Raw genomic sequence first — 20,723 nt, 5'->3', positions numbered from 1 at the left:
TTCACCTAGCTGCGGATTGATAATGACCAAGGCGCCGGATGCGCAGAACGATAGATCAGGCCAATAAGGGATAAATCAGGCCAAGTTGAAAAAGCCGCCTTGAACGCTGGATTTCGGGCGCCAGCGGCGTGTCGTTTCGGGAGGTCTCGGCGCGGTGGCGTGCCCTCACCCTAACCCTCTCCCGGAGGGAGAGGGGACTGTTCGGTGTGGTGCTGGATAACGGAGTCAGCCGGATACGGCATCTGTACGCTGCGGTTGGATGGGCGCGAATCTTCAGATGGCACGGATAGCCCCCTCTCACCCGGGAGAGGGCTGGGGTGAGGGGGATGATCGAGCACCATCACCCCCGATATAAGCTCGGACTCGCCCCGCTCCAGCGCTGGAACGCGTGCCGGAAGCTGGCCGTCTCGCTGTACCCCAGCTGCTCGGCGATCAGGTAGATCGGCAGGTCGGTGTCCTTGAGCAACTGCCGCGCGCGGTCGAAACGCACTTCGTCGAGCACCTGTTGATAACTGGTGTTCTGCTGCTGCAGGTGACGCCGCAGGGTCCGGGTGGAGCGGTGCAGGTGGCGCGCCACGGTGTCCAGGCTGGCGGTGTCCTGCAGGTGGCTGGCCAGGTGCTGGCGCAGCTGGTCGATGACGTCGCCGCGGCTGCTGAGCATGGCGCTCATGCGCAGGCATTGCTGCACGCCGTTGTGGCAACTGACCGGGTCGGCCAGCGGCAGCGGGCGGTCCAGCAGCGTCGGGCTGAAGCACAGGGCGCTGGTGGGCGTGCCGAAATCCACCGGGCAGCCCAGGCGCTCGGTATAGGTCTCGGCATGCAGCGGCGGGCGATAGGCCAGGAGCAGCCGGCGCGGCCGCACCGACTCGCCGAGCAGGTCGCGGATCACCGTCAGCAGCGAGGTCAGGCACAGCTCGGTGTTGAATACCGTCAATTCCGGCGCGTAGCGGTAACCGTCGGCGGTCAGGTGCACCTCGTCGCCCTGCGGCGTCAGCGCCAGGCGGAAATAGGTGCCGAGCAGCTCGGGGAAGGACAGCGCCAGTTGCAGCGCGTCGCGCAGGGTGCGGCTGGCGAGCATGCTGTAGCCGAGGATGCCGTAAGCCGAGACATGCATGCGCAGGCCGAGGTACAGCCCCAGCGCGGGGTCGTGGTGGCAGTTCAGGGCATTGGCGAAGACCCGCAGTTCCTGCGCATGGGTGATCAGCTTTTCCGGGGTCAGCAGGTCCGCCTCGCCAATGCCGCTGCCCTCCAGCAGCTTCGGCCGGGGGACGCCGGCATGGTGCAGCACCTCGGTCGCCAGCACCACGGTGTGGAGGGTCGCCTGTTGGCGTTGTTCGGGGAGTAGATGCTGGGCCATCGATACGCCTCTTGCAGTCGCTTGCAAAAGAAACTCAGCACAGACTTGCACTAACCTGACTCTAGCCTGCCACGCAGGCCCCGGCGGCCATTAAGTTTGGCTTCAGGCGCTGCTGTCAATCTGCCACGCCACCCCACTGCGAGTCCCGCATGCGCCGTCTGCTCAAACCCCGCCGTCTGTTCTTGCTGCTGGCGCTGCTCGCCCTGGCCGCCTTGCTCGCCGTGGGCCAGAGCTTCCGGGTCTATGAGCGCGTGTGGTTCAAGTTCAACGAGTGGCGGCATGCGGCGCAGTGGCAGGAGCAGTCCCTCTGGCTGCCCGATTATCGCGTGGTGCTGGAGGCGCAGCCGATCCAGGGGCTGGAGGAGAACGTCTCGGCGCTGACCTTCGATCCGGACCGGCAGACCCTGTTCACCGTCACCAACAAGCGCAACGAGCTGGTCGAGCTGTCGCTGGAAGGCAAGGTGCTGCGCCGGATCGCGCTGCACGGCTTCGGCGATACCGAGGCCATCGAATACATCAGCCGCAACGTCTACGTGATCACCGACGAAACCCACCAGCGCCTGCTTCGCGTCGAGCTGCACGACGATACGACGGAACTGCGCGCCGACGACGCACAACAGCTCGCCCTGGCCCTGGGGCGCGGCGGCAACAGCGGCTTCGAGGGGTTGGCCTACGACTCGCAGGGCAAGCGCCTGTTCGTCGCCAAGGAGCGCAACCCGGTGCATATCTACGAGGTCCGCGGCTTCCCCTATGAGCAGTCGCAGCAGCCCGTCGCGGTGCACGTGGTGGAAGACCTCCGACACAACCGCAACCTGTTCGTCCGCGACCTTTCCAGCCTGCAATACGACGAGCGCAGCGGGCACCTGCTGGCGCTGTCCGACGAGTCCTGGCTGGTGCTGGAGTTGAGCGCCGATGGCGAGCCGATCAGCTCGTTGTCGCTGCTGCGCGGCATGCACGGCCTGCGGCGCAGCGTGCCGCAGGCCGAGGGGATCGCCATGGACGACGAGGGCACGCTGTACCTGGTCAGCGAGCCCAACCTCTTCTACGTGTTCAAGAAGCGCGAGGCACCCTGAGGGCACCTCGCTGCCTGGCGATCAGAACTGCCATTGCACGCCGAGGGAATAGGACGCCTGGCTGCCTTCGCTGTGGGCGAAGCGCGCGTTGGCCTCGGCGAACACGCCCAACTGCTCGGTGACCGCCAGCAGGGCGCCGACCTGGGCGCGACCGAAATCCTTGTCCACATCGCCCAGTTCGGCGACGCGGGTGCGGCCGTCGCCCAGGGCGGTCAGGGCGATGTCGTCCAGGCGCCCGTCGGCCAGCTCCTTCACCCAGCGCGCGCTGGCGTAGGGTTGCACGGCCATGCGGTTGCCCAGCGGCAGCTCGCCGCGCAGGCCCCAGCCGAGGCTGGCTTCGACCGAGTCGTAGTCCTGCTTCTCGTAGCCCAGGGCGGTGCGCAGGTCGTCGTCTTCGTCGAAGTCGTCGATCTTGTAGTGGACGTAGTCCAGCCCGCCTTGCGGTCCGGTCTTCAGGCCGCCGATGTCCAGGTCATAGCCGCCATCCACCCGCGCGCCCCAGAACCAGGCGTGGGTGTCGCCGTCGATGCGCTGGTCGAGCAGCACCGGGCCGTTCTTCGCCTTCAGGTACACCGAGCGCTTGCTGTCGAAATCGGCGTAGCCGGCGCTCAGCTCGCCGCCCAGCCAGGCCGGGCCGCCGTCGTTGAGCAGGCCGTAGAGGCCCAGTTGCCAGGTTTCCGCTTCCAGGCGCGCGCTGTGGTGCAGGTTGTCGCGGCTGCGCTGGAAGCTCAGGCTGCCGCCCAGGGTCAGCGCCTCGCTGGCGCGGTAATCGCCCAGCAGGTTGACGCCGGCGCGGTGCGAGCGCGGGTCGCCGGGCATGTCGAAGCCGCTTTCGGGGGTGGTTTCGCCTTCCACGCCCACCGCGCCGTCGAAGCTGCCGACCGGGCGCGAGCTGCCCAGCAGGGTCAGCCAGCGGCGATCGTGCAGGCGCGTCAGGGCCAGATGCTGGCGTTGCAGCTGGTCTTCCATCTGCCGTGCCATCGCGCCGCCGGAGGCGGTAGAGGCGAGCAGGTCGGCATTGGTCAGCTCCAGCACCAGGCGCGTGAGCAGGCGCGAGAAGTCGCGCAGGCGCTGGTCGATGCGCTCCTGGCCGAAGGCGCCGGTGAGCACCTGCTCGTTGTCCAGCGTCGGGTTATGCCAGGTGGCGCCGCCGGGGATGGCCGGGTTGTCGGTTTGCACGTAGCCATCCAGGTCACCCAGTTCCCAGTTGGTGGCCTCGATGAACAGCACCGGGACATTGAGCCCCTCGAAGCTTTCGCCGTCGCTGCAGCAACCGGTGCCGGCGGGGTATTCCTCGTTCAGCCCGGGGTTGGTGAACAGCGGGATCTTCAGTTCCTGGGCGATGCGCAGGAGCTGGTCGCGGTAGGCGCCCAGCGCGGGATTGTCGACGCTGTTGAAGCCGGCGTGGGCGTACATCCTGTCGCCGGTGATCAGGCTGTCGAGGTTGATCATGCCCAGCAGGTTGCTGCGCTGTTCGTCGCTGAGCGAGGCGACATAGGCGCGCGAGCCACGCAGGCCTTCCTCCTCGGCGCCGAAGCCGACCACTTCCAGGCCGTTCTCCAGGGCGATGCCGCCCAGGTTGCGGGCGATCTCGGTCAGCACGGCGGCGCCCGAACCGTTGTCGTCCAGGCCCTGCAGGGTAGGCCGGCCGTAGTAGGTGTCGTAGTGCGCGCCGAGCACCACGTACTGGCCGCTGCTGCCCGGAGCGCTGGCGATGACGTTCTGCGAACTGCGATTGCCGGCCCAGGTGAAGTCCTGGACCTGCGTCTGGTAGCCGAAGCCCAGGCGCGACTGCATCAGCGCGGTGGCCCCGGCGAAGCTGGCGGTGCCGCGGTAACGGCCGGGGTAGTCGTTGATCAGGGTGTCCAGGGTGTCCCCGGCGTAGTCCCCGTATTCGTAGGCGTTGGCGTCGGTGGCCAGCGCAGCGCAGCCCAGGCTGACCGCAACGGCTAAGGGTTTGAACACGGCACTTTCCTCTGTGTCGATTGGAATCGCATCGGTCTTCGATGCGTGCGCCGGAGGAAAGCAGGATGTGGACCGGTTCGCCGGAGATGGGCGGAATTTGACGCTTCAGTGACCGAGCTTGTCGCGCCACTGTAACAAGGGTGATACACGGCCGGCGAGCTGGCCGGCCGTGGAGGGCGTGCGCGGGGCGGGCTTCACCGAATCGGTGCGCGATCAGGTGTCGTCGCTGATCGGCGCCTCCGCCGCGTAGCGTTTGACCGCCGCCACGCCGGCATCGGCGGTGGCCTTGCTGGCGTACATCTGGCTCTGCCCGACGACCTGGCCGTTGCTGGCCTTGAGCACGAAGTAGTGCTTGCCGTTGCTGGCGACCTTGAGTTCGAAGGCGCCTTCGCGCTGGGAGTTGCTGCGCACCGACTCGATGCCGCCGATGGCCGAGGGCTTGGCCCTGTACAGCTCGCTGGTGAGGACGATCTCGCCGTTGCTGGCGTGCAGGTTGAAGAGGAACTGGCCATCGCTGGCCTTCTTCAGGTGGTACTTGGCGGCCATGCTGCGTCTCCCTGGAGGAGGATGGGGTTATCCCAGCGTAGACGGCAGCAGGCGCTCTGGAAGGCGCCATCCGGCGGATGGCGCCAGGCGGGTCAGGCCTTGAGGGTCTTCACGCCCTCGGCGGTGCCCAGCAGCAACAGGTCGGCCGGGCGCGCGGCGAACAGACCGTTGGTGACCACGCCGACGATGTTGTTGATCGCTTCTTCGAGCTGCACCGGGCTGTCGATGCGCAGGTTGTGCACGTCGAGGATGATGTTGCCGTTGTCGGTCAGCACGCCCTCGCGGTACACCGGGTCGCCGCCCAGTTTCACCAGCTGGCGCGCCACGTGGCTGCGGGCCATGGGGATGACTTCCACCGGCAGCGGGAAGCCGCCCAGGATCGGCACCAGCTTGCTGGCGTCGGCGATGCAGATGAACTGCTTGGCCACCGCGGCGACGATCTTCTCGCGGGTCAGCGCGGCGCCGCCGCCCTTGATCAGCTCCAGGCGCTCGTTGGTCTCGTCGGTGCCGTCCACGTAGAACTCCAGTTCGCTGACGGTGTTCAGGTCGTAGACCGGGATGCCGTGGCCCTTCAGGCGCTGGGCGGTGGCTTCGGAGCTGGCCACCGCGCCGTCGAACTCGGCCTTGTGCTTGGCCAGCAGGTCGATGAAGAAGTTGGCGGTGCTGCCGGTGCCCACGCCGACGATGCTCTTGCTGTCGAGGTGCGGAAGGATGTGGTCGACGGCGGCCTGGGCCACAGCCTGCTTGAGCTGATCCTGATTCATGGCGAAGAGTCTTCTTACCTGGCTGGGCGCGAAAGCGCCGGGGAATGGTCGAGAGGGCGGATTATAGCGGCCGAAGGCGCGCCGGTGTTGCGCCGCCGGGCAACTGTTACGGTCATCTGCGCGCGGATTGTTCGGTGGCCCGCGCCGCGCCGGCTGGAGTAGACTCGCGGTTCCTCGAAAAGCCGCCGATATAGCCCTTCCGATGCTCGAACACTACGTCAAGAAGATCCTCACCTCGCGTGTCTACGACGTTGCCGTGGAAACGCCCCTGCAGCCCGCCCGCCAGCTCTCCGAGCGCCTGGGCAACCAGATTCTGCTCAAGCGCGAAGACCTGCAGCCGGTGTTCTCCTTCAAGATTCGCGGCGCCTACAACAAGCTGGCGCAGCTGAGCCCGGAAGAACTCGCCCGTGGCGTGGTCACCGCCTCGGCCGGCAACCATGCCCAGGGCGTGGCGCTGGCCGCCCGCGAGCTGGGCATCAAGGCGACCATCGTGATGCCGCGCACCACGCCGGAGCTGAAGGTACAGGGCGTGCGCGCCCGCGGCGGCAAGGCCGTGCTGCACGGCGATGCCTTCCCCGAGGCGCTGGCGCACTCGCTCAAGCTGGTGGAAGAGAAGGGCTACGTCTACATCCACCCCTACGACGATCCGGACGTGATCGCCGGCCAGGGCACCGTGGCGATGGAAATCCTCCGTCAGAACCCGGGCCGCATCGACGCGATCTTCGTGCCGGTCGGCGGCGGCGGCCTGATCGCCGGCATCGCCGCCTACGTCAAGTACCTGCGCCCGGAGATCAAGGTCATCGGCGTCGAGCCGGATGACTCCAACTGCCTGCAGGCCGCCATGGCCGCCGGCGAGCGCGTCGTGCTCGGCCAAGTCGGGCTGTTCGCCGACGGCGTCGCCGTGGCGCAGATCGGCCAGCACAACTTCGAGCTGTGCAAGGAGCATGTCGACGAAGTGATCACCGTCAGCACCGACGAGATCTGCGCGGCGATCAAGGACATCTACGACGACACCCGCTCCATCACCGAACCGGCCGGCGCGCTGGCGGTGGCCGGGATCAAGCGTTACGTCGAGCGCGAAGGCGTGAAGGGCGAGACCCTGGTGGCCATCGACTCGGGCGCCAACATCAATTTCGACCGCCTGCGCCACGTGGCCGAGCGCGCCGAACTGGGCGAGAAGCGCGAAGCGATCATCGCGGTGACCATCCCCGAGCGCCCCGGCAGCTTCAAGGCCTTCTGCGAGGCCATCGGCAAGCGCCAGATCACCGAGTTCAACTACCGCTACAACACCGACAGCGAAGCGCACATCTTCGTCGGCGTGCAGACCCACCCGGAGAACGACCCGCGCGCCGCGCTGGTGGAACAACTGCAGGGGCAGGGCTTCCCGGTGCTGGACCTGACCGACAACGAGCTGGCCAAGCTGCACATCCGCCACATGGTCGGCGGCCATTCGCCGCGGGTGTCCGGCGAGCAGGTGTTCCGCTTCGAGTTCCCCGAGCGCCCCGGCGCGCTGTTCAACTTCCTCAACCGCCTGGGCGGGCGCTGGAACATCACCCTGTTCCACTACCGCAACCACGGCGCCGCCGACGGCCGCGTGGTCGCTGGCCTGCAGGTGCCCGAAGACGAGCGCCACCTGGTGGCGGCCGCGCTGGACGAGATCGGCTACCCCTACTGGGACGAGACGGACAACCCGGCCTATCGCCTGTTCCTCGGCTGAGGCCAGGCAGGGGCGGCGCGACTGCTGCTAGGCTTGTCGGAACGCCGCCTTCTTCACAGGGAATTGAAATGGAAAGCCTGCAGACCTTGCGCATTCTCCACGGCATCGCCGCCGTGCTGCCGTTCCTGGCCATCATCGGCCTGGCCTGGTACGGCTGGCGCAGTTGGCGCGGAGGCGACGCCGGGGTGATCGCCAAGGCGTTGCAGCGCATCGGCCTGATCGGCTGGGTGCTGGTGGCGGGCAGCGTCGTCAGCCTGCCGGTCACCGGCTACCGCATGGTGCAGACCGTCGGCTGGCCGCTGGGCCAGACCTGGCTGCTGGGCAGCGCCTGCCTGCTGATCGTCGCGACGATCTTCTGGCTGCTGTTCACCACGCGCCTGTGGCGTATCCGCGACCTCGCGCTGGTGGCGCAGAGCAGCGGCGAACCGATCTCCGCCGGCGCGGCGCGGCAGTGGAAGTTCGGCCTGGCCTTCTTCGTGCTCGCGTTGCTGTGCGTGATCGCCATCCTGGTGCTGATGATCGGCAAGCCGGTGTGATGCCCGCCGCGTGAATCTCTACCTGCTGCTCAAGACCCTGCACATTCTCTCGTCCACGCTGCTGTTCGGCACCGGGCTGGGCTCGGCCTACTACAGCTGGCGCGCCTGGCGCAGCGGTAACCTGGACGCCATCCGCATCACCTTCCGCCACCTGGTGACTGCCGACTGGCTCTTCATCGCCACCACGGCGGTGGTCCAGCCGCTGAGCGGCATCGCCATGGCGCATATGGCCGGCTGGCCGCTGGACTCGGGCTGGCTGCTGTGGAGCCTGGCGCTGTTTGTCTTCGCCGGCGCCTGCTGGCTGCCCGTGGTGTGGCTGCAGATCCGCGTGCGCGACATGGCCGAGGCGGCGCACCAGCAGGGGGCGGCATTGCCGCCTAGGGCCTTTCTCTATATGCGCTGGTGGTTCGCCCTGGGCTGGCCGGCGTTCCTGGCCTTCCTGGCGATCTTCTACCTGATGGTCAACAAGGGCTTCGGCGCCCTGGGCGGAGCTTGACGGGCGCTCAGTCGCGCAGGCTGATCACCGGCCAGCCGCGCTCAAGGGCGACGGCGCGCAGGGTGTCGTCGGGGTCCACCGCCACCGGGTTGGCCACCAGCTCCAGCAGCGGCAGGTCGTTGCGCGAGTCGCTGTAGAAGTAGGCGTCGTCCAGCGCAAGGCCGGTCTCCTCGAGCCAGCGGTTGAGGCGGGTCACCTTGCCGCCCTGGAAGCAGGGCACGTCGAAGGTGCGGCCGGTGTACAGGCCGTTGTCCATCTCGCATTCGGTGGCGATCAGCGTCTCCACGCCCAGGCGCTCGGCGATCGGGCCGGTGACGAAGCGGTTGGTGGCGGTGATGATCACCAGCTTGTCGCCGGCGGCGCGGTGCTCGGCCAGCAGGGCTTCGCCCTTGGCCAGCACGATCGGCTCGATCACGTCGGTCATGAACTGGCGGTGCCAGGTGGCCAGCTGTTCCAGGCTGTTGCGACCCAGGATCGCCTGGGTGAAGGCCTGGTAGGCGAACACGTCGAGGGTGCCGGCCAGGTAGTCGGCATAGAAGGCATCGTTGCGCGCCTGGTACTCGCCGGCATCGACCAGGCCGCGTTGGCACAGCCATTCGCCCCAGCTGTGGTCGCTGTCGCCGGCCAGGAGGGTGTTGTCGAGATCGAAGAGAGCCAGTCGCACGATGAATTACCGCCAGTTGCCAATACGGAAAAGTCGCCTAGAGTAACGGCTTTTGCCCACCCAGCACAGGACGCCGCAGCCCGCGTTGCCGCTGTCACAAGCTTTGTGGAACAATGCGGGCACACGCGATTTCGAGGATGTACCGCCGTGATCGATCCCGATGGTTTTCGCCCCAATGTCGGCATCATCCTTTGCAACGATGTCGGACAGGTTCTGTGGGCACGGCGCATCAACCAGGAAGCCTGGCAATTTCCCCAGGGCGGCATCAACGCCCGCGAAACCCCTGAGGAAGCGCTGTACCGCGAACTGAACGAAGAAGTCGGCCTGGAAGAGCAGGACGTCAAGATCCTGGCCTGTACCCGGGGCTGGCTGCGTTATCGCCTGCCGCAACGTCTGGTGCGCACCAACAGCCAGCCGCTGTGCATCGGGCAGAAACAGAAGTGGTTCCTGCTGCGCCTGACCGGCGAGGAAAGCCGGGTGCGCATGGATGTCACCGGCAAACCCGAATTCGACGGCTGGAAATGGGTGAGCTACTGGTACCCCCTGGGCCAGGTCGTGACCTTCAAGCGCGAGGTCTACCGCCGGGCCCTGAAGGAATTGGCACCGCGCCTGCTGGCGCGCGACTAGCACGAAGTTCAAGGAGTTAGACCCCCACGCCATGCTCAACACGCTGCGTAAGATCGTCCAGGAAGTGAACTCCGCCAAGGACCTCAAGGCGGCGCTGGGCATCATCGTGCAGCGCGTGAAGGAGGCGATGGGCACCCAGGTGTGCTCGGTCTACCTGCTGGACCCGGAGAGCAACCGCTTCGTGCTGATGGCCACCGAAGGCCTGAACAAGCGCTCCATCGGCAAGGTCAGCATGGCGCCCAACGAGGGCCTGGTTGGCCTGGTCGGCACCCGCGAGGAGCCGCTGAACCTCGAGAACGCCTCCGAACACCCCCGTTACCGCTACTTCGCCGAGACCGGCGAGGAGCGCTACGCCTCCTTCCTCGGCGCGCCGATCATCCACCACCGTCGGGTGATGGGCGTCCTGGTGGTGCAGCAGAAGGAAAAGCGCCAGTTCGACGAAGGCGAGGAAGCCTTCCTCGTCACCATGAGCGCGCAGCTCGCCGGCGTGATAGCCCATGCGGAAGCCACCGGCTCGATCCGCGGCCTGGGCAAGCTCGGCAAGGGCATCAGCGAGGCCAAGTTCGTCGGCGTGCCCGGCGCCCCCGGCGTGGCCGTGGGCAAGGCCGTGGTGGTGCTGCCGCCGGCCGACCTGGAAGTGGTCCCGGACAAACCCATCGACGACGTCGAGGCCGAGGTCGAGCGCTTCAAGCAGGCGCTGGAATCGGTCCGCGAGGACATGCGCAACCTCTCCAGCAAGCTGGCCACCCAGCTGCGCAAGGAAGAGCGGGCGCTGTTCGACGTCTACCTGATGATGCTCGACGACGCCTCCATCGGCCTGGAAGTCAAACGCATCATCCGCACCGGCCAATGGGCCCAGGGCGCGCTGCGCCAGGTGGTCATGGAGCACGTGCAGCGCTTCGAGCTGATGGACGACGCCTACCTGCGCGAGCGCGCATCGGACGTCAAGGACATCGGCCGGCGCATCCTGGCGTACCTGCAGGAAGAGCGTAAGCAGTCGCTGACCTACCCCGACCAGACCATCATCGTCAGCGAGGAGCTGTCGCCGGCCATGCTCGGCGAAGTCCCCGAAGGCAAGCTGGTGGGCCTGATCTCGGTGCTGGGCTCGGGCAACTCCCACGTCGCCATCCTCGCCCGCGCCATGGGCATCCCGACCGTCATGGGCGCGGTCGACCTGCCGTATTCCAAGGTGGACGGCATCGACCTGATCGTCGATGGCTACCACGGCGAGATCTACACCAACCCGTCGCCGCAGCTGGTCAAGCAGTACGGCGAAGTGGTCGCCGAAGAGAAGGAACTGAGCAAGGGCCTGGCCGCGCTGCGCGAGCTGCCCTGCGAGACGCTGGACGGCCACCGCATGCCGCTGTGGGTCAACACCGGGCTGCTGGCGGACGTGGCGCGCGCCCAGGAGCGCGGCGCCGAAGGGGTCGGCCTGTACCGTACGGAAGTGCCGTTCATGATCAACGACCGCTTCCCCAGCGAAAAGGAACAGCTCGCCATCTACCGCGAGCAGCTCTCCGCCTTCCACCCGCTGCCGGTGACCATGCGTACCCTGGACATCGGCGGCGACAAGGCGCTGTCCTACTTCCCGATCAAGGAAGACAACCCCTTCCTCGGTTGGCGCGGCATCCGCGTCACCCTCGACCACCCGGAAATCTTCCTGGTGCAGACCCGCGCCATGCTCAAGGCCAGTGAAGGCCTGGACAACCTGCGCATCCTGCTGCCGATGATCTCCGGGACCCACGAGCTGGAAGAGGCGCTGCACCTGATCCACCGCGCCTGGGGCGAAGTGCGCGACGAGGGCGTCGACATCCCCATGCCGCCGATCGGCATGATGGTGGAGATCCCCGCGGCCGTGTACCAGACCCGCGAGCTGGCGCGCCAGGTGGACTTCCTCTCGGTCGGCTCCAACGACCTGACCCAGTACCTGCTGGCGGTGGACCGCAACAACCCGCGCGTCGCCGATCTCTACGACTACCTGCACCCGGCCGTGCTGCAGGCGCTGAAGAAGGTGGTCGACGACTCCCACGCCGAAGGCAAGCCGGTGAGCATCTGCGGCGAGATGGCCGGCGACCCGGCGGCCGCCGTGCTGCTGATGGCCATGGGCTTCGATTCCCTGTCGATGAACGCCACCAACCTGCCCAAGGTGAAGTGGCTGCTGCGCCAGATGACCCTGTCCAAGGCCCGCGAACTGCTCAGCCAGCTGATGACCTTCGACAACCCGCAGGTTATCCATAGTTCGCTGCACCTGGCCTTGCGCAACCTGGGTCTGGGCCGGGTGATCAACCCGGCGGCGACCATCCAGGCCTGATCGGGCGAACGACCCCCTGGCGGATTCGTGCATCACCGCAGGGCAGATGATGAAACAGGGCCGGCTTGCCGGCCGGGACGCAGCTTATGGAAGAGCTCGACCAACGCCCCAGCACGGAATCCGACGACAGCGCCCGCACCCTGCGTTATGCCCTGAGCATTGTCAGCGACGGCATCTGGGATTGGGACATCCGCACCAACCACGTCACCCGCAGCCCCAGTTGGTACGCCATGCTCGGCTATGACCCGGGCAGCCTTCCGCAAAACGTCGCCACCTGGCACGAGATCATCCATCCTGAGGATTTCGAGCGCGTGATGTACGCCTTCGACGCCTACGTGGAGGGACGCAGCGGTGTCTACCGCGAGGAGTATCGCTGCCGCTGCCGGGACGGCAATTACCTGTGGGTCAGCGATCACGGGCGCTTCTTCGAGTTCGACGAGAACGGCAAGCCCACGCGGATGGTCGGCGCGCACTGCAACATCCATGAGCGCAAGCTGGCGGAGCTGGCGCTGCAGGAAAAGAACCACGAGTTGCACCAGCTCAACCTGAGCCTGGAGTACCTGGTGCTGCAGCGCACCGAGGCGCTGCGCCAGGCCAACCAGGCGCTGGCCGAGCAGGCTGCCGTCGCCCAGCGCCTCGCCGAGATCGACCCGCTGACGCAGATCGCCAACCGGCGGCGCTTCGAGCAGCAGATGCACGCCGAGTGGCAGCGCCTGCAACGCCACGAGCACGGCTGTGCGCTGCTGATGTTCGACCTCGACCACTTCAAGCGCATCAACGACAGCCTCGGCCACCAGGCCGGCGACCGCGTGCTGGTGGCGGTGGCCGAAGTGGTGCGGCGGCGCCTGCGCGAGGAGGACTGCTTTGCGCGCTGGGGTGGCGAGGAGTTCATCGTGCTGTTGCCGGAAACCACCGGCGAGGCGGCGCGGGAGCTGGCCGAACGGCTGCGCCTGAGCCTGCGCCGGGCGGACATCTCGCTGCCGACCCAGCTCACCGCCAGTTTCTCGGTCACCGAGATGCAGCCCGGCGAGGACCTGATGGCGATGCTGCGCCGGCTGGACGACGGGCTCTACCGCGCCAAACGCCAGCGCGACTGTATCGTCGTCTGCTAGACGCTCAGCGCCACCTCGCCCAGGCGCGCGCCGCTGGGGCCGAAACTGTGTTCCAGCAGCTCGCGGCGGCCGTCCGCGTGGACGATCAGCGCGGTGCTGGCGCGGGTGCCGTAGGTGGGGCTGGCGATGAACACGCTCGACAGCAGGCGCTCGGTGGCCAGGCCCACGCCGGTGTCCGGCAGTTCCGCATCGGAGGGCTGGCGGTTGTCGCGCAGCAGGGCGACCAGGGCGCCGGTGTCGGGTGCGCCCAGGACCGCCTCCAGTCCGTCGCGGGCGCTCAGCAGCTTCGGCCAGGGCGTGTCCAGTGCGGCGTTCGACAGCCCGTGCACGCCCGGCGCCACCGCCACCGGCGGGCCGACGCGGGGATTGAGGTAGCAGAGCTGTGCCCCATCGCCCACCAGCAGGTTGAAGCCGCTGTAGTCCGACGCACGGCGGGCCACCTGCTGCAGGTACTCCAGCGGCGATTGGCGACCCTGCAGGAACGCCGCCACCAGTTCGCCTCGCGAGCGCGGGCCCAGCGGCTGGCCGGGGTCGCGAACGTTGGTCAGGGCGGCGAAGCGGCCGTCCGGCGCCACCCCCAGCCAGGTCCCGCCCGCTTCCAGGTCGCGCCCGGCATAGACGCCGGGAGAATCCTCCCAGGCCGCCAGCGGCAGGGCGGGGCGGGCGTAGAACTCATCGCGGTTGGCCGCGACGATCAGGGGCCTGGCGTGGCCGGGGCGCCAGGCGAAGACGATCAGGCACATGGGCGAACTCCGTAGTGTGTCCGCAGTCTATCAACATCCAGCGAAGTCCCGGAGTGGCTGGAGCGCCCCGGAGCCTTCGGCTACCATGCCCGCTTTGTTGCCCGAGGTTGCCCATGGAGTTCGTGCTCTACCTGGTGCTTGGCGCCTGTGCTGGCGTGCTCGCCGGCCTGTTCGGCGTCGGCGGCGGGTTGATCATCGTCCCCGCCCTGGTGTTCAGCTTCGGCGCCCACGGTTTTTCGCCCGACGTGCTGACCCAGATGGCGGTTGGTACCTCGCTGGCGACCATCATCTTCACCTCGGTCAATTCGATCCTCGAACACCACCGCCGCGGCGCGGTGCGCTGGCCGGTGTTCGCCTGGATGACCGTCGGCATCCTGGTCGGCAGCGCGCTGGGCGCGATCACCGCCGCGAAGATCCAGGGGCCGGTGCTGCAGAAGATCATCGGCAGTTTCGCCATCCTGGTGTCGCTGCAGATGGCCCTGGGCCTGCAACCCAAGGGCGCGCGCGAGCTGCCGGGGCGCTTCGGCCTGGGCGTGGCCGGCGGCCTGGTGGGCTGGGCGTCGGCGATCTTCGGCATCGGCGGCGGTTCGCTGACCGTGCCTTTCCTGAGCTGGCGCGGCGTCTCCATGCAACAGGCGGTTGCGACTTCCTCGGCGTGCGGCCTGCCGATCGCCATCGCCGGCGCGATATCCTTCATCGTCGTCGGCTGGCACCACGACCAGTTGCCGCCGCTGAGCCTGGGTTTCGTCTACCTCCCGGCGCTGGTCGGCATTGCCGTCACCAGCATGTTCTTCGCCCGCATCGGGGCACGGCTGGCGCATCGCTTGCCCGCCAAGGTCCTGAAGCGTTTGTTCGCCCTGCTGCTGTTCGGCGTGGGCTTGAGTTTCCTGATCTGATTCCTGCTAGGAGAAGCGGATGCTGCCTTATCCACAGATCGACCCGGTTGCCGTATCGCTCGGGCCGCTGAAAATCCACTGGTACGGCCTGATGTACCTGATCGGCATCGGCGGCGCCTGGCTGCTGGCGTCGCGCAAGCTGAAGGATTTCGACCCGACCTGGACCAAGGAGAAGCTCTCCGACCTGGTCTTCTGGGTGGCGTGCGGCGTGGTCCTGGGCGGTCGCCTGGGCTACGTGCTGTTCTACAACCTGGACGAGTACATCGCCAACCCGACGCTGATCTTCGAGGTGTGGAAGGGCGGCATGTCGTTCCATGGTGGTCTGATCGGCGTGATGCTGGCCACCTGGTGGTTCGGCAAGCGCAACAACAAGAGCTTCTTCCAGCTGATGGACCTGATCGCGCCGCTGGTGCCGATCGGCCTGGGCGCCGGGCGCATCGGCAACTTCATCAACGGCGAGCTGTGGGGCAAGGTGACCGACGTGCCCTGGGCGATGATCTTCCCCACCGGCGGCCCGTATCCGCGCCATCCGTCGCAGCTGTACCAGTTCGCGCTGGAAGGCGTGGCGCTGTTCGTCGTGCTCTGGCTGTTCACCCGCAAGCCGCGCCCGACTGCCTCGGTGTCCGGCCTGTTCGTGCTGTGCTACGGCATCTTCCGCTTCATCGTCGAGTTCGTCCGCGTGCCGGATGCCCAGCTGGGCTACCTGGCGTGGGGCTGGCTGACCATGGGCCAGGTGCTGTGCGTGCCGATGGTGCTGGGCGGTATCGCGCTGATGGTGTGGGCCTACCGCCGCGCCCCGGCACAGCCGGCTGCGAGCTGAGTGTCGCCTGAATGAAAAAGCCCGCCGATTGGCGGGCTTTTTTGCTTTTCGTAGGAGCGAGCTTGCTCGCGAACCAACACTCGCAGCGGGGCATGTTCGCGAGCAAGCTCGCTCCTACAGATACCGGCTAGATCGGCGCTCAGACGGGTTCGACGAGAAGCAGCACGCCATCCTGCCCGGTCACGCGCACCTGCGCGCCGACGGGCAGGTCCGGCCCGCTGACCAGCCAGACGCTGTCGCCCACGCGGATCTTGCCGCGTCCGCCGACGATGGCGTCGTGCAGGGTGAACTGCCGCCCGACCAGCTCGCTGCCGCGGCGGTTGAGGCTGGAGGGTACGGCCTGGCGTTTGTTCAGGCGCTGGTGGTTCCACCAGTAGAGCGCGGTGAGGATCGCCAGCACGCCGAACGCCAGGCATTGCCAGACCCAGTCCAGCCCCGGCAGCAGGAACGACAGCACGCCGGTCAGCGCCGCGGCGATGCCGATCCACAGCAGGTAGCCGCCGGCACCGAAGATCTCCAGGATCAGCAGGACGATGCCCAGGCCCAGCCAGTCCCAGAAGCCCAGGTGTTCCAGGAAGCCCAGCATCAGCTACGGCCCTTGTTGTCGCCGAAGGTGGCCTTGACGATCTCGCCGATGCCGCCGACCGCGCCGATCACCTGGCTGGCCTCCAGCGGCATCAGCACGATCTTGCTGTTGTTGGAGCTGGCCAGTTGGCCGAGGGCGTCGACGTATTTCTGCGCGACGAAGTAGTTGATCGCCTGCACGTTGCCGCTGGCGATGGCTTCGGAGACCACCTGGGTCGCCTTGGCTTCGGCCTCGGCCTGGCGCTCGCGGGCTTCGGATTCGAGGAAGGCCGACTGGCGCAGGCCCTCGGCTTCGAGGATCTGCGCCTGCTTCTTGCCCTCGGCGGTGAGGATTTCGGCGGCGCGGCGGCCTTCGGCCTCGAGGATCTGCGCGCGCTTCAGGCGCTCGGCCTTCATCTGGCTGGCCATGGCTTCCACCAGGTCGGCCGGCGGGCTGATGTCCTTGATCTCGATGCGGGTGACCTTCAGGCCCCAGGGCGCAGTGGCCTCGTCGACGGTGCGCAGCAGGCGCTCGTTGATCGCGTCGCGCTGGCTGAGCATGTGGTCCAGCTCCATGGAGCCGAGCACGGTGCGGATGTTGGTCATCACCAGGTTGCGCACGGCGTTTTCCAGCCCGCTCACTTCATAGGCCGCGCGCGCCGCGTCGACCACCTGGAAGAAGCACACGGCGTCGATCTGCACGATGGCGTTGTCGGCGCTGATCGCTTCCTGCGGCGGCACGTCGAGCACGCGCTCCATCATGTTGATCTTCTGCCCGACGCGGTCCACCACCGGAATGATGATGCTCAGGCCCGGCTTCAAGGTGACGGTGTAGCGGCCGAAGCGCTCGATGGTCCATTCGTAGCCCTGGGGCACGACCTTGAACCCCATGAGAACGATGACGATGGCGAGAATGACGAAAAGCAGGGCGACGCTGCCGATTTCCATGCGAAGGACTCCTTGTCTGGCGTGGATAGGGGAGGATCGAGTGTAACCGGCACGCCAGGCTGGCATGCAGGAAAGTGCAGCAGCCGCCCGAGGACTTTTCTCAAGCGACTGACGGGTGGCTCACTTCTGCTCGCTTTGCGGTGTGACCCGCAGCACTTCCTCGATGGTCGTCAGGCCTGCCGCGACCTTCTGTGCGCCGGACAGGCGCAGGCTGCGCATGCCTTCCTTGAAGGCCTGGCGGCGCAGCGGGATGAGGTCGGTATCGGCGGTGATCAGCTCCTTCAGCGATTCGCTCAGCAGCATGATCTCGTACACCCCGGCCCGGCCCCGGTAGCCGGTGTCGCGGCACTCCAGGCAGCCCACGGCCTGGTGCGCGCCGGTGGGCAGCGGGGCGTTCCAGGGGCGGGTGACTTCCTGCCAGTCTTCCTCGTGCAGTTCCATCGGCGCCTTGCAGTGCGGGCACAGGGTGCGCACCAGGCGCTGGGCCATGACGCCGAGCACGGTGGCGCGGATCAGGTAGTAGGGCACGCCCAGTTCCAGCAGGCGGGTGATGGCGGTGGGCGAGTCGTTGGTGTGCAACGTGGAGAGCACCAGGTGGCCGGTGAGCGCCGCCTGGATCGCCATCTCGGCGGTCTCCAGGTCGCGGATCTCGCCGACCATGATGATGTCCGGGTCCTGGCGCAGCAGGGCGCGTACGCCGCTGGCGAAGGTCAGGTCGATGTTGTGCTGCACCTGCATCTGGTTGAACGTGGGCTCGATCATCTCGATCGGGTCCTCGATGGTGCAGACGTTCACCTCGTCGGTCGCCAGTTGCTTGAGCGTGGTGTAGAGCGTGGTGGTCTTGCCCGAACCGGTCGGCCCGGTGACCAGGATGATGCCGTTGGGCTGGCTGGTCATGCTCTCCCAGCGGCGCAGGTCGTCCGGCGAGAAGCCCAGCTGGTCGAAGGTCTTGAGCAGCACCTCGGGGTCGAAGATCCGCATCACCATCTTCTCGCCGAAGGCCGTGGGCAGCGTCGACAGGCGCAGTTCGACTTCGGCGCCGTCCGGGGTCTTGGTCTTCACCCGGCCGTCCTGCGGCTTGCGCTTCTCGGCGACGTTCATGCGGCCCAGAGTCTTCAGGCGGCTGACCACCGCCATGCTCACCTGGGGCGGGAACTGGTAGACGTTGTGCAGCACGCCGTCGATGCGGAAGCGCACCGTGCCCTGCTCGCGGCGCGGCTCGATGTGGATGTCGCTGGCGCGCTGCTGGAAGGCGTACTGGAACAGCCAGTCGACGATGGTGACGATGTGCGCGTCGTTGGCATCGGGCTCCTGGTCGCTGGCGCCCAGGTTGAGCAATTGCTCGAAGTTGCCGACGCCGCTGAGCTTCATGTCCTTGGCGGTGGCGCCGCTGACCGACTTGGCCAGGCGGTAGAACTCCACGGTGAAGCGCTGGATGTCCACCGGGTTGGCCACCACGCGCCTGATCGGCCGCTTGAGCACGTGGGTGAGGTTACTCTCCCAGGCGCGCACGAAGGGCTGGGCGCTGGCGATGGTGACTTCGTCCGGGCTGACCGCCACCGCCAGGATCTGGTGGCGCTGGGCGAAGGCGTAGGACATCAGCGGGGTCAGCGAGGCGACGTCGATCTTCAGCGGGTCGATGCGCAGGTAAGGCTGGCCGGAGAACTCCGCCAGCCAATGCACCAGGGTTTCCAGGTCCAGCTTGCGTCCCGGCCGCTGACGGTCCTCGACCTGCTGCGCGGCGAGGAACTCCAGCGGATGCTGCTGGTTCTTCACCGCGCTGCGGCGGATCGCCAGGCATTGTTCGGCGTCGTTCTGATCGACGCGGCCCTGGGCGACCAGTTCGCGGAGGATATCGCCCAGGTCGAGCAGACGGTCCTGGGCGGAGGAAGCGAAGACGGACATCAGAACTCCTGTGGGGCGTGGCGGGCCGGGTCGCGGCGATCTGTAGGAGCGCGCTTGCTCGCGAACCTCGTTGGCACGGTGCCAGGTCTGGTTCGCGAGCGAACTCGCTCCTGCGAAGAGCCCGGGCGCGCCGCTCGCCGGAAGATTATTTCAAAAGCGCCTTCCACGACTTGAGGGTCAGCACAGTATGGGCCTGAGCCGCCAGGGCATCCAGGCGCCCCTCGGCGTCGGGCGTCACGAGCAGCTCCTGCAGCTTGGCCAGCTCGCCGTACAGGCGGTCGGTTTCCGGCAGCTCCAGCACGCTACGCGCCAGGCGCAGCCAGACCAGCATGCGCTGCAGGCGCGGCAGCTGGTCGGCGAGCACTTCGGGCAATTGCTGGGCGCGTTGCAGCGGCATGGCCTGCGCCTCTTCGGCCAGGGTGCGCTGCAGCCACTTGCCGACGGCGGAGCCGCCCAGGCGGTTGGCGCGCTCGTTGCGCTCCACGGTCCAGGCCTTGCCCAGCAGCCAGCGCGAAGTGCTCAGGGAGAACTGACCCCAGCGCAGGTTCGCCAGTTCCTCGCGGAAGGCAGCGGGCATCTGCTGGCGCACGGATTCGTCGTGGCGGCCTTGTTCGATGCGCGGCTGCCAGTCGGCGATCAGGGCATCGAGGGCGGCGCGCAGTTCGCGGGTGCTGGCGCGCGGCACGGCCTGGCCAAGGCTGCCGAGCAGGGCGCGCAGGTCGACCAGTTGCTGCAGCCAGCTTTCCAGCAGGCTCCAGTGGCCGTTGAAGCGGTATTGCTCGGCCAGGCGCTGGCTGCTGCCCAGCAGCGACCACGACAGCGCCGCAAAGGCGCCGTCCAGCGGGGTTTCATGCAGCAGCTTCTGGGTGTCGGGCTGCACGCTGTAGCTGGCCGGGTCGAACAGGCGGTAGCCGCGCTCGGCCTTGCTGATGTCGCAGGGCATCAGCGCAAGGTCGGCGGCGAGTTCGATGGCCAGGTCCAGCAGCGCCTCGGGCTCGCCCTGGCGCAGTTCCAGTTCCAGCTCGCAGATCTCCTCGGCCTGCTTGCCGGCGACCACCTTGCCCAGGTCCAGCGCGGCTTCGATCACCACCTTGGCCTTGCCGCGGCCCCAGGCGATCTCGGCGCGCTGGCGGGTGAAATCGGTGCTGAAGATCGGCTTGAGGGTCTTCTTGTCCAGGTCGGCCAGGGCGACCGGCCAGCACTGGTCGTCGAGTTTCTTCAGGTCGAGCTTGTTCTTCTCCAGGTACCAGTCCCACTCGTTGCGCTCGGACAGCCCGGCCACGCTCTGGCCGCGGGTCTTGAGGGTCTGGATGAACTGCTCGCCGTCCTTGCGCAGGCGCAGCGCCACGCGGGCGCGGGCCAGGTCGCGGGCCGGCGTGTCGTAGTACTGGTTGAACAGCTCACGGGGCTCCCAGCCGGATTTGTTGCGCTTCTTCAGCGCCGGGTGCTCGCGCAGGGCTTCGAGGGTCTCGCGACTGGCGCGCAGTTTGATTTCGGTTTCTTTCTGCATGGCGGGGGTCCGGTTCAGAGCGGTCGCGTCCGATTTCCCATCCTGCTGTATGAAGGACGGAACGACGGGTGCGAAAAAGACTTCAAAGTCATGCAGTCTACAGGACTTCACCATTCCTGCCGGGCTCCGCGAGGTTTTACCGCATCGCCGCATGGTCCATAGTGAGGGC

Annotated in this window: 19 protein-coding genes; 9 read left to right on the top strand and 10 right to left on the bottom strand. The window is 67.3% G+C overall.

The features are described 5' to 3' along the window. Positions 1 to 340: 340 nt before the first annotated feature. Positions 341 to 1,357, bottom strand: a complete 1,017-nt coding sequence (locus N0B71_RS06635; RefSeq protein ID WP_259757965.1) for an AraC family transcriptional regulator — start codon at positions 1,355 to 1,357, stop codon at positions 341 to 343. Between the two features lie 149 nt (positions 1,358 to 1,506). Here N0B71_RS06635 and N0B71_RS06630 point away from each other — a divergent pair, with 149 nt between their 5' ends. Next, positions 1,507 to 2,430 carry an SdiA-regulated domain-containing protein gene (locus N0B71_RS06630; protein ID WP_259757964.1) on the top strand — a complete coding sequence of 308 codons (924 nt, stop codon included), beginning with the start codon at positions 1,507 to 1,509 and terminating at the stop codon, positions 2,428 to 2,430. Positions 2,431 to 2,451: 21 nt separating this feature from the next. On the opposite strand, the gene N0B71_RS06625 is transcribed toward N0B71_RS06630, so the two are convergent. From N0B71_RS06625 to rpiA, 3 genes are all read right to left on the bottom strand, one after another. Then, entirely contained in the window at positions 2,452 to 4,395 is a 1,944-nt protein-coding gene (locus tag N0B71_RS06625; RefSeq protein ID WP_259757963.1) for an autotransporter outer membrane beta-barrel domain-containing protein, read from the bottom strand. Positions 4,396 to 4,608: 213 nt separating this feature from the next. After that, the gene (locus N0B71_RS06620) at positions 4,609 to 4,941 is read right to left on the bottom strand and encodes a YegP family protein (protein WP_259757962.1); all 333 of its coding nucleotides are present in this window, start codon (positions 4,939 to 4,941) and stop codon (positions 4,609 to 4,611) included. A gap of 92 nt (positions 4,942 to 5,033) precedes the next feature. Continuing rightward, positions 5,034 to 5,705 carry a ribose-5-phosphate isomerase RpiA gene (gene rpiA, locus N0B71_RS06615; RefSeq protein ID WP_259757961.1) on the bottom strand — a complete coding sequence of 224 codons (672 nt, stop codon included), beginning with the start codon at positions 5,703 to 5,705 and terminating at the stop codon, positions 5,034 to 5,036. Positions 5,706 to 5,907: 202 nt separating this feature from the next. Between rpiA and ilvA the strand changes: the two genes are divergently transcribed. The 3 genes from ilvA to N0B71_RS06600 all read left to right on the top strand — a co-directional run bounded on the left by ilvA (position 5,908) and on the right by N0B71_RS06600 (position 8,454). Next, a complete protein-coding gene (gene ilvA, locus N0B71_RS06610; RefSeq protein WP_259757959.1) occupies positions 5,908 to 7,422 on the top strand; it encodes a threonine ammonia-lyase, biosynthetic in 1,515 nt (504 codons plus the stop codon). Between the two features lie 68 nt (positions 7,423 to 7,490). Then, the gene (locus N0B71_RS06605; RefSeq protein WP_259757958.1) at positions 7,491 to 7,958 is read left to right on the top strand and encodes a DUF2269 domain-containing protein; all 468 of its coding nucleotides are present in this window, start codon (positions 7,491 to 7,493) and stop codon (positions 7,956 to 7,958) included. Positions 7,959 to 7,968: 10 nt separating this feature from the next. Further along, a complete protein-coding gene (locus N0B71_RS06600; protein WP_259757957.1) occupies positions 7,969 to 8,454 on the top strand; it encodes a DUF2269 family protein in 486 nt (161 codons plus the stop codon). A 7-nt stretch (positions 8,455 to 8,461) separates the two neighbouring features. Here N0B71_RS06600 and N0B71_RS06595 read toward each other — a convergent pair whose 3' ends face one another. Then, positions 8,462 to 9,118: an HAD family hydrolase gene (locus N0B71_RS06595; protein ID WP_259757956.1), complete on the bottom strand. Its 657-nt coding sequence runs from the start codon at positions 9,116 to 9,118 to the stop codon at positions 8,462 to 8,464. Positions 9,119 to 9,265: 147 nt separating this feature from the next. Between N0B71_RS06595 and N0B71_RS06590 the strand changes: the two genes are divergently transcribed. From N0B71_RS06590 to N0B71_RS06580, 3 genes are all read left to right on the top strand, one after another. Further along, the gene (locus tag N0B71_RS06590; RefSeq protein WP_017520843.1) at positions 9,266 to 9,745 is read left to right on the top strand and encodes an RNA pyrophosphohydrolase; all 480 of its coding nucleotides are present in this window, start codon (positions 9,266 to 9,268) and stop codon (positions 9,743 to 9,745) included. A 31-nt stretch (positions 9,746 to 9,776) separates the two neighbouring features. Next, the gene (ptsP, locus tag N0B71_RS06585) at positions 9,777 to 12,056 is read left to right on the top strand and encodes a phosphoenolpyruvate--protein phosphotransferase (protein WP_259757955.1); all 2,280 of its coding nucleotides are present in this window, start codon (positions 9,777 to 9,779) and stop codon (positions 12,054 to 12,056) included. An 86-nt stretch (positions 12,057 to 12,142) separates the two neighbouring features. After that, complete coding sequence (locus tag N0B71_RS06580; protein ID WP_259757953.1) at positions 12,143 to 13,168, top strand: sensor domain-containing diguanylate cyclase; 1,026 nt, start codon at positions 12,143 to 12,145, stop codon at positions 13,166 to 13,168. Here the strand turns inward: N0B71_RS06580 and N0B71_RS06575 are convergent. After that, positions 13,165 to 13,911 (bottom strand): NRDE family protein, encoded by a 747-nt coding sequence (locus tag N0B71_RS06575; protein ID WP_259757952.1) that lies wholly within the window; start codon positions 13,909 to 13,911, stop codon positions 13,165 to 13,167. The two genes, N0B71_RS06580 and N0B71_RS06575, sit on opposite strands and share 4 nt — an antisense overlap. A gap of 113 nt (positions 13,912 to 14,024) precedes the next feature. Here N0B71_RS06575 and N0B71_RS06570 point away from each other — a divergent pair, with 113 nt between their 5' ends. Together N0B71_RS06570 and lgt are read left to right on the top strand one after the other, a co-directional pair. Beyond that, entirely contained in the window at positions 14,025 to 14,807 is a 783-nt protein-coding gene (locus N0B71_RS06570) for a sulfite exporter TauE/SafE family protein (protein WP_259757951.1), read from the top strand. 19 nt (positions 14,808 to 14,826) lie between these two features. After that, complete coding sequence (lgt, locus tag N0B71_RS06565) at positions 14,827 to 15,627, top strand: prolipoprotein diacylglyceryl transferase (RefSeq protein ID WP_259757950.1); 801 nt, start codon at positions 14,827 to 14,829, stop codon at positions 15,625 to 15,627. A gap of 139 nt (positions 15,628 to 15,766) precedes the next feature. Here lgt and N0B71_RS06560 read toward each other — a convergent pair whose 3' ends face one another. The 4 genes from N0B71_RS06560 to N0B71_RS06545 form a co-directional block, all read right to left on the bottom strand. Continuing rightward, entirely contained in the window at positions 15,767 to 16,213 is a 447-nt protein-coding gene (locus N0B71_RS06560) for an NfeD family protein (protein ID WP_259757949.1), read from the bottom strand. Further along, the gene (locus N0B71_RS06555; protein WP_259757948.1) at positions 16,213 to 17,139 is read right to left on the bottom strand and encodes an SPFH domain-containing protein; all 927 of its coding nucleotides are present in this window, start codon (positions 17,137 to 17,139) and stop codon (positions 16,213 to 16,215) included. Before N0B71_RS06555 ends, N0B71_RS06560 begins: the two co-directional genes overlap by 1 nt. Positions 17,140 to 17,259: 120 nt before the next feature. Then, complete coding sequence (locus N0B71_RS06550) at positions 17,260 to 19,044, bottom strand: GspE/PulE family protein (protein WP_259757947.1); 1,785 nt, start codon at positions 19,042 to 19,044, stop codon at positions 17,260 to 17,262. Positions 19,045 to 19,189: 145 nt separating this feature from the next. Beyond that, complete coding sequence (locus N0B71_RS06545) at positions 19,190 to 20,554, bottom strand: CYTH domain-containing protein (RefSeq protein WP_259757946.1); 1,365 nt, start codon at positions 20,552 to 20,554, stop codon at positions 19,190 to 19,192. Positions 20,555 to 20,723: the final 169 nt, after the last annotated feature.

The sequence above is a fragment of the Pseudomonas sp. GCEP-101 genome (assembly GCF_025133575.1).
GTDB lineage: Bacteria > Pseudomonadota > Gammaproteobacteria > Pseudomonadales > Pseudomonadaceae > Pseudomonas > Pseudomonas nitroreducens_B.
This window is presented reverse-complemented; position numbering and strand designations above follow the sequence as displayed.

Excerpts from the sequence above, each read along its gene's own strand:
- N0B71_RS06620 (WP_259757962.1), bottom strand. The coding sequence starts at position 4,941 with ATGGCCGCCAAGTACCACCTGAAGAAGGCCAGCGATGGCCAGTTCCTC.
- ptsP (WP_259757955.1), top strand. The coding sequence starts at position 9,777 with ATGCTCAACACGCTGCGTAAGATCGTCCAGGAAGTGAACTCCGCCAAG.
- N0B71_RS06570 (WP_259757951.1), top strand. The coding sequence starts at position 14,025 with ATGGAGTTCGTGCTCTACCTGGTGCTTGGCGCCTGTGCTGGCGTGCTC.
- N0B71_RS06545 (WP_259757946.1), bottom strand. The coding sequence starts at position 20,554 with ATGCAGAAAGAAACCGAAATCAAACTGCGCGCCAGTCGCGAGACCCTC.
- N0B71_RS06555 (WP_259757948.1), bottom strand. The coding sequence starts at position 17,139 with ATGGAAATCGGCAGCGTCGCCCTGCTTTTCGTCATTCTCGCCATCGTC.
- N0B71_RS06550 (WP_259757947.1), bottom strand. The coding sequence starts at position 19,044 with ATGTCCGTCTTCGCTTCCTCCGCCCAGGACCGTCTGCTCGACCTGGGC.
- rpiA (WP_259757961.1), bottom strand. The coding sequence starts at position 5,705 with ATGAATCAGGATCAGCTCAAGCAGGCTGTGGCCCAGGCCGCCGTCGAC.
- lgt (WP_259757950.1), top strand. The coding sequence starts at position 14,827 with ATGCTGCCTTATCCACAGATCGACCCGGTTGCCGTATCGCTCGGGCCG.
- N0B71_RS06635 (WP_259757965.1), bottom strand. The coding sequence starts at position 1,357 with ATGGCCCAGCATCTACTCCCCGAACAACGCCAACAGGCGACCCTCCAC.
- N0B71_RS06560 (WP_259757949.1), bottom strand. The coding sequence starts at position 16,213 with ATGCTGGGCTTCCTGGAACACCTGGGCTTCTGGGACTGGCTGGGCCTG.
- N0B71_RS06575 (WP_259757952.1), bottom strand. The coding sequence starts at position 13,911 with ATGTGCCTGATCGTCTTCGCCTGGCGCCCCGGCCACGCCAGGCCCCTG.
- N0B71_RS06580 (WP_259757953.1), top strand. The coding sequence starts at position 12,143 with ATGGAAGAGCTCGACCAACGCCCCAGCACGGAATCCGACGACAGCGCC.
- N0B71_RS06630 (WP_259757964.1), top strand. The coding sequence starts at position 1,507 with ATGCGCCGTCTGCTCAAACCCCGCCGTCTGTTCTTGCTGCTGGCGCTG.
- ilvA (WP_259757959.1), top strand. The coding sequence starts at position 5,908 with ATGCTCGAACACTACGTCAAGAAGATCCTCACCTCGCGTGTCTACGAC.
- N0B71_RS06605 (WP_259757958.1), top strand. The coding sequence starts at position 7,491 with ATGGAAAGCCTGCAGACCTTGCGCATTCTCCACGGCATCGCCGCCGTG.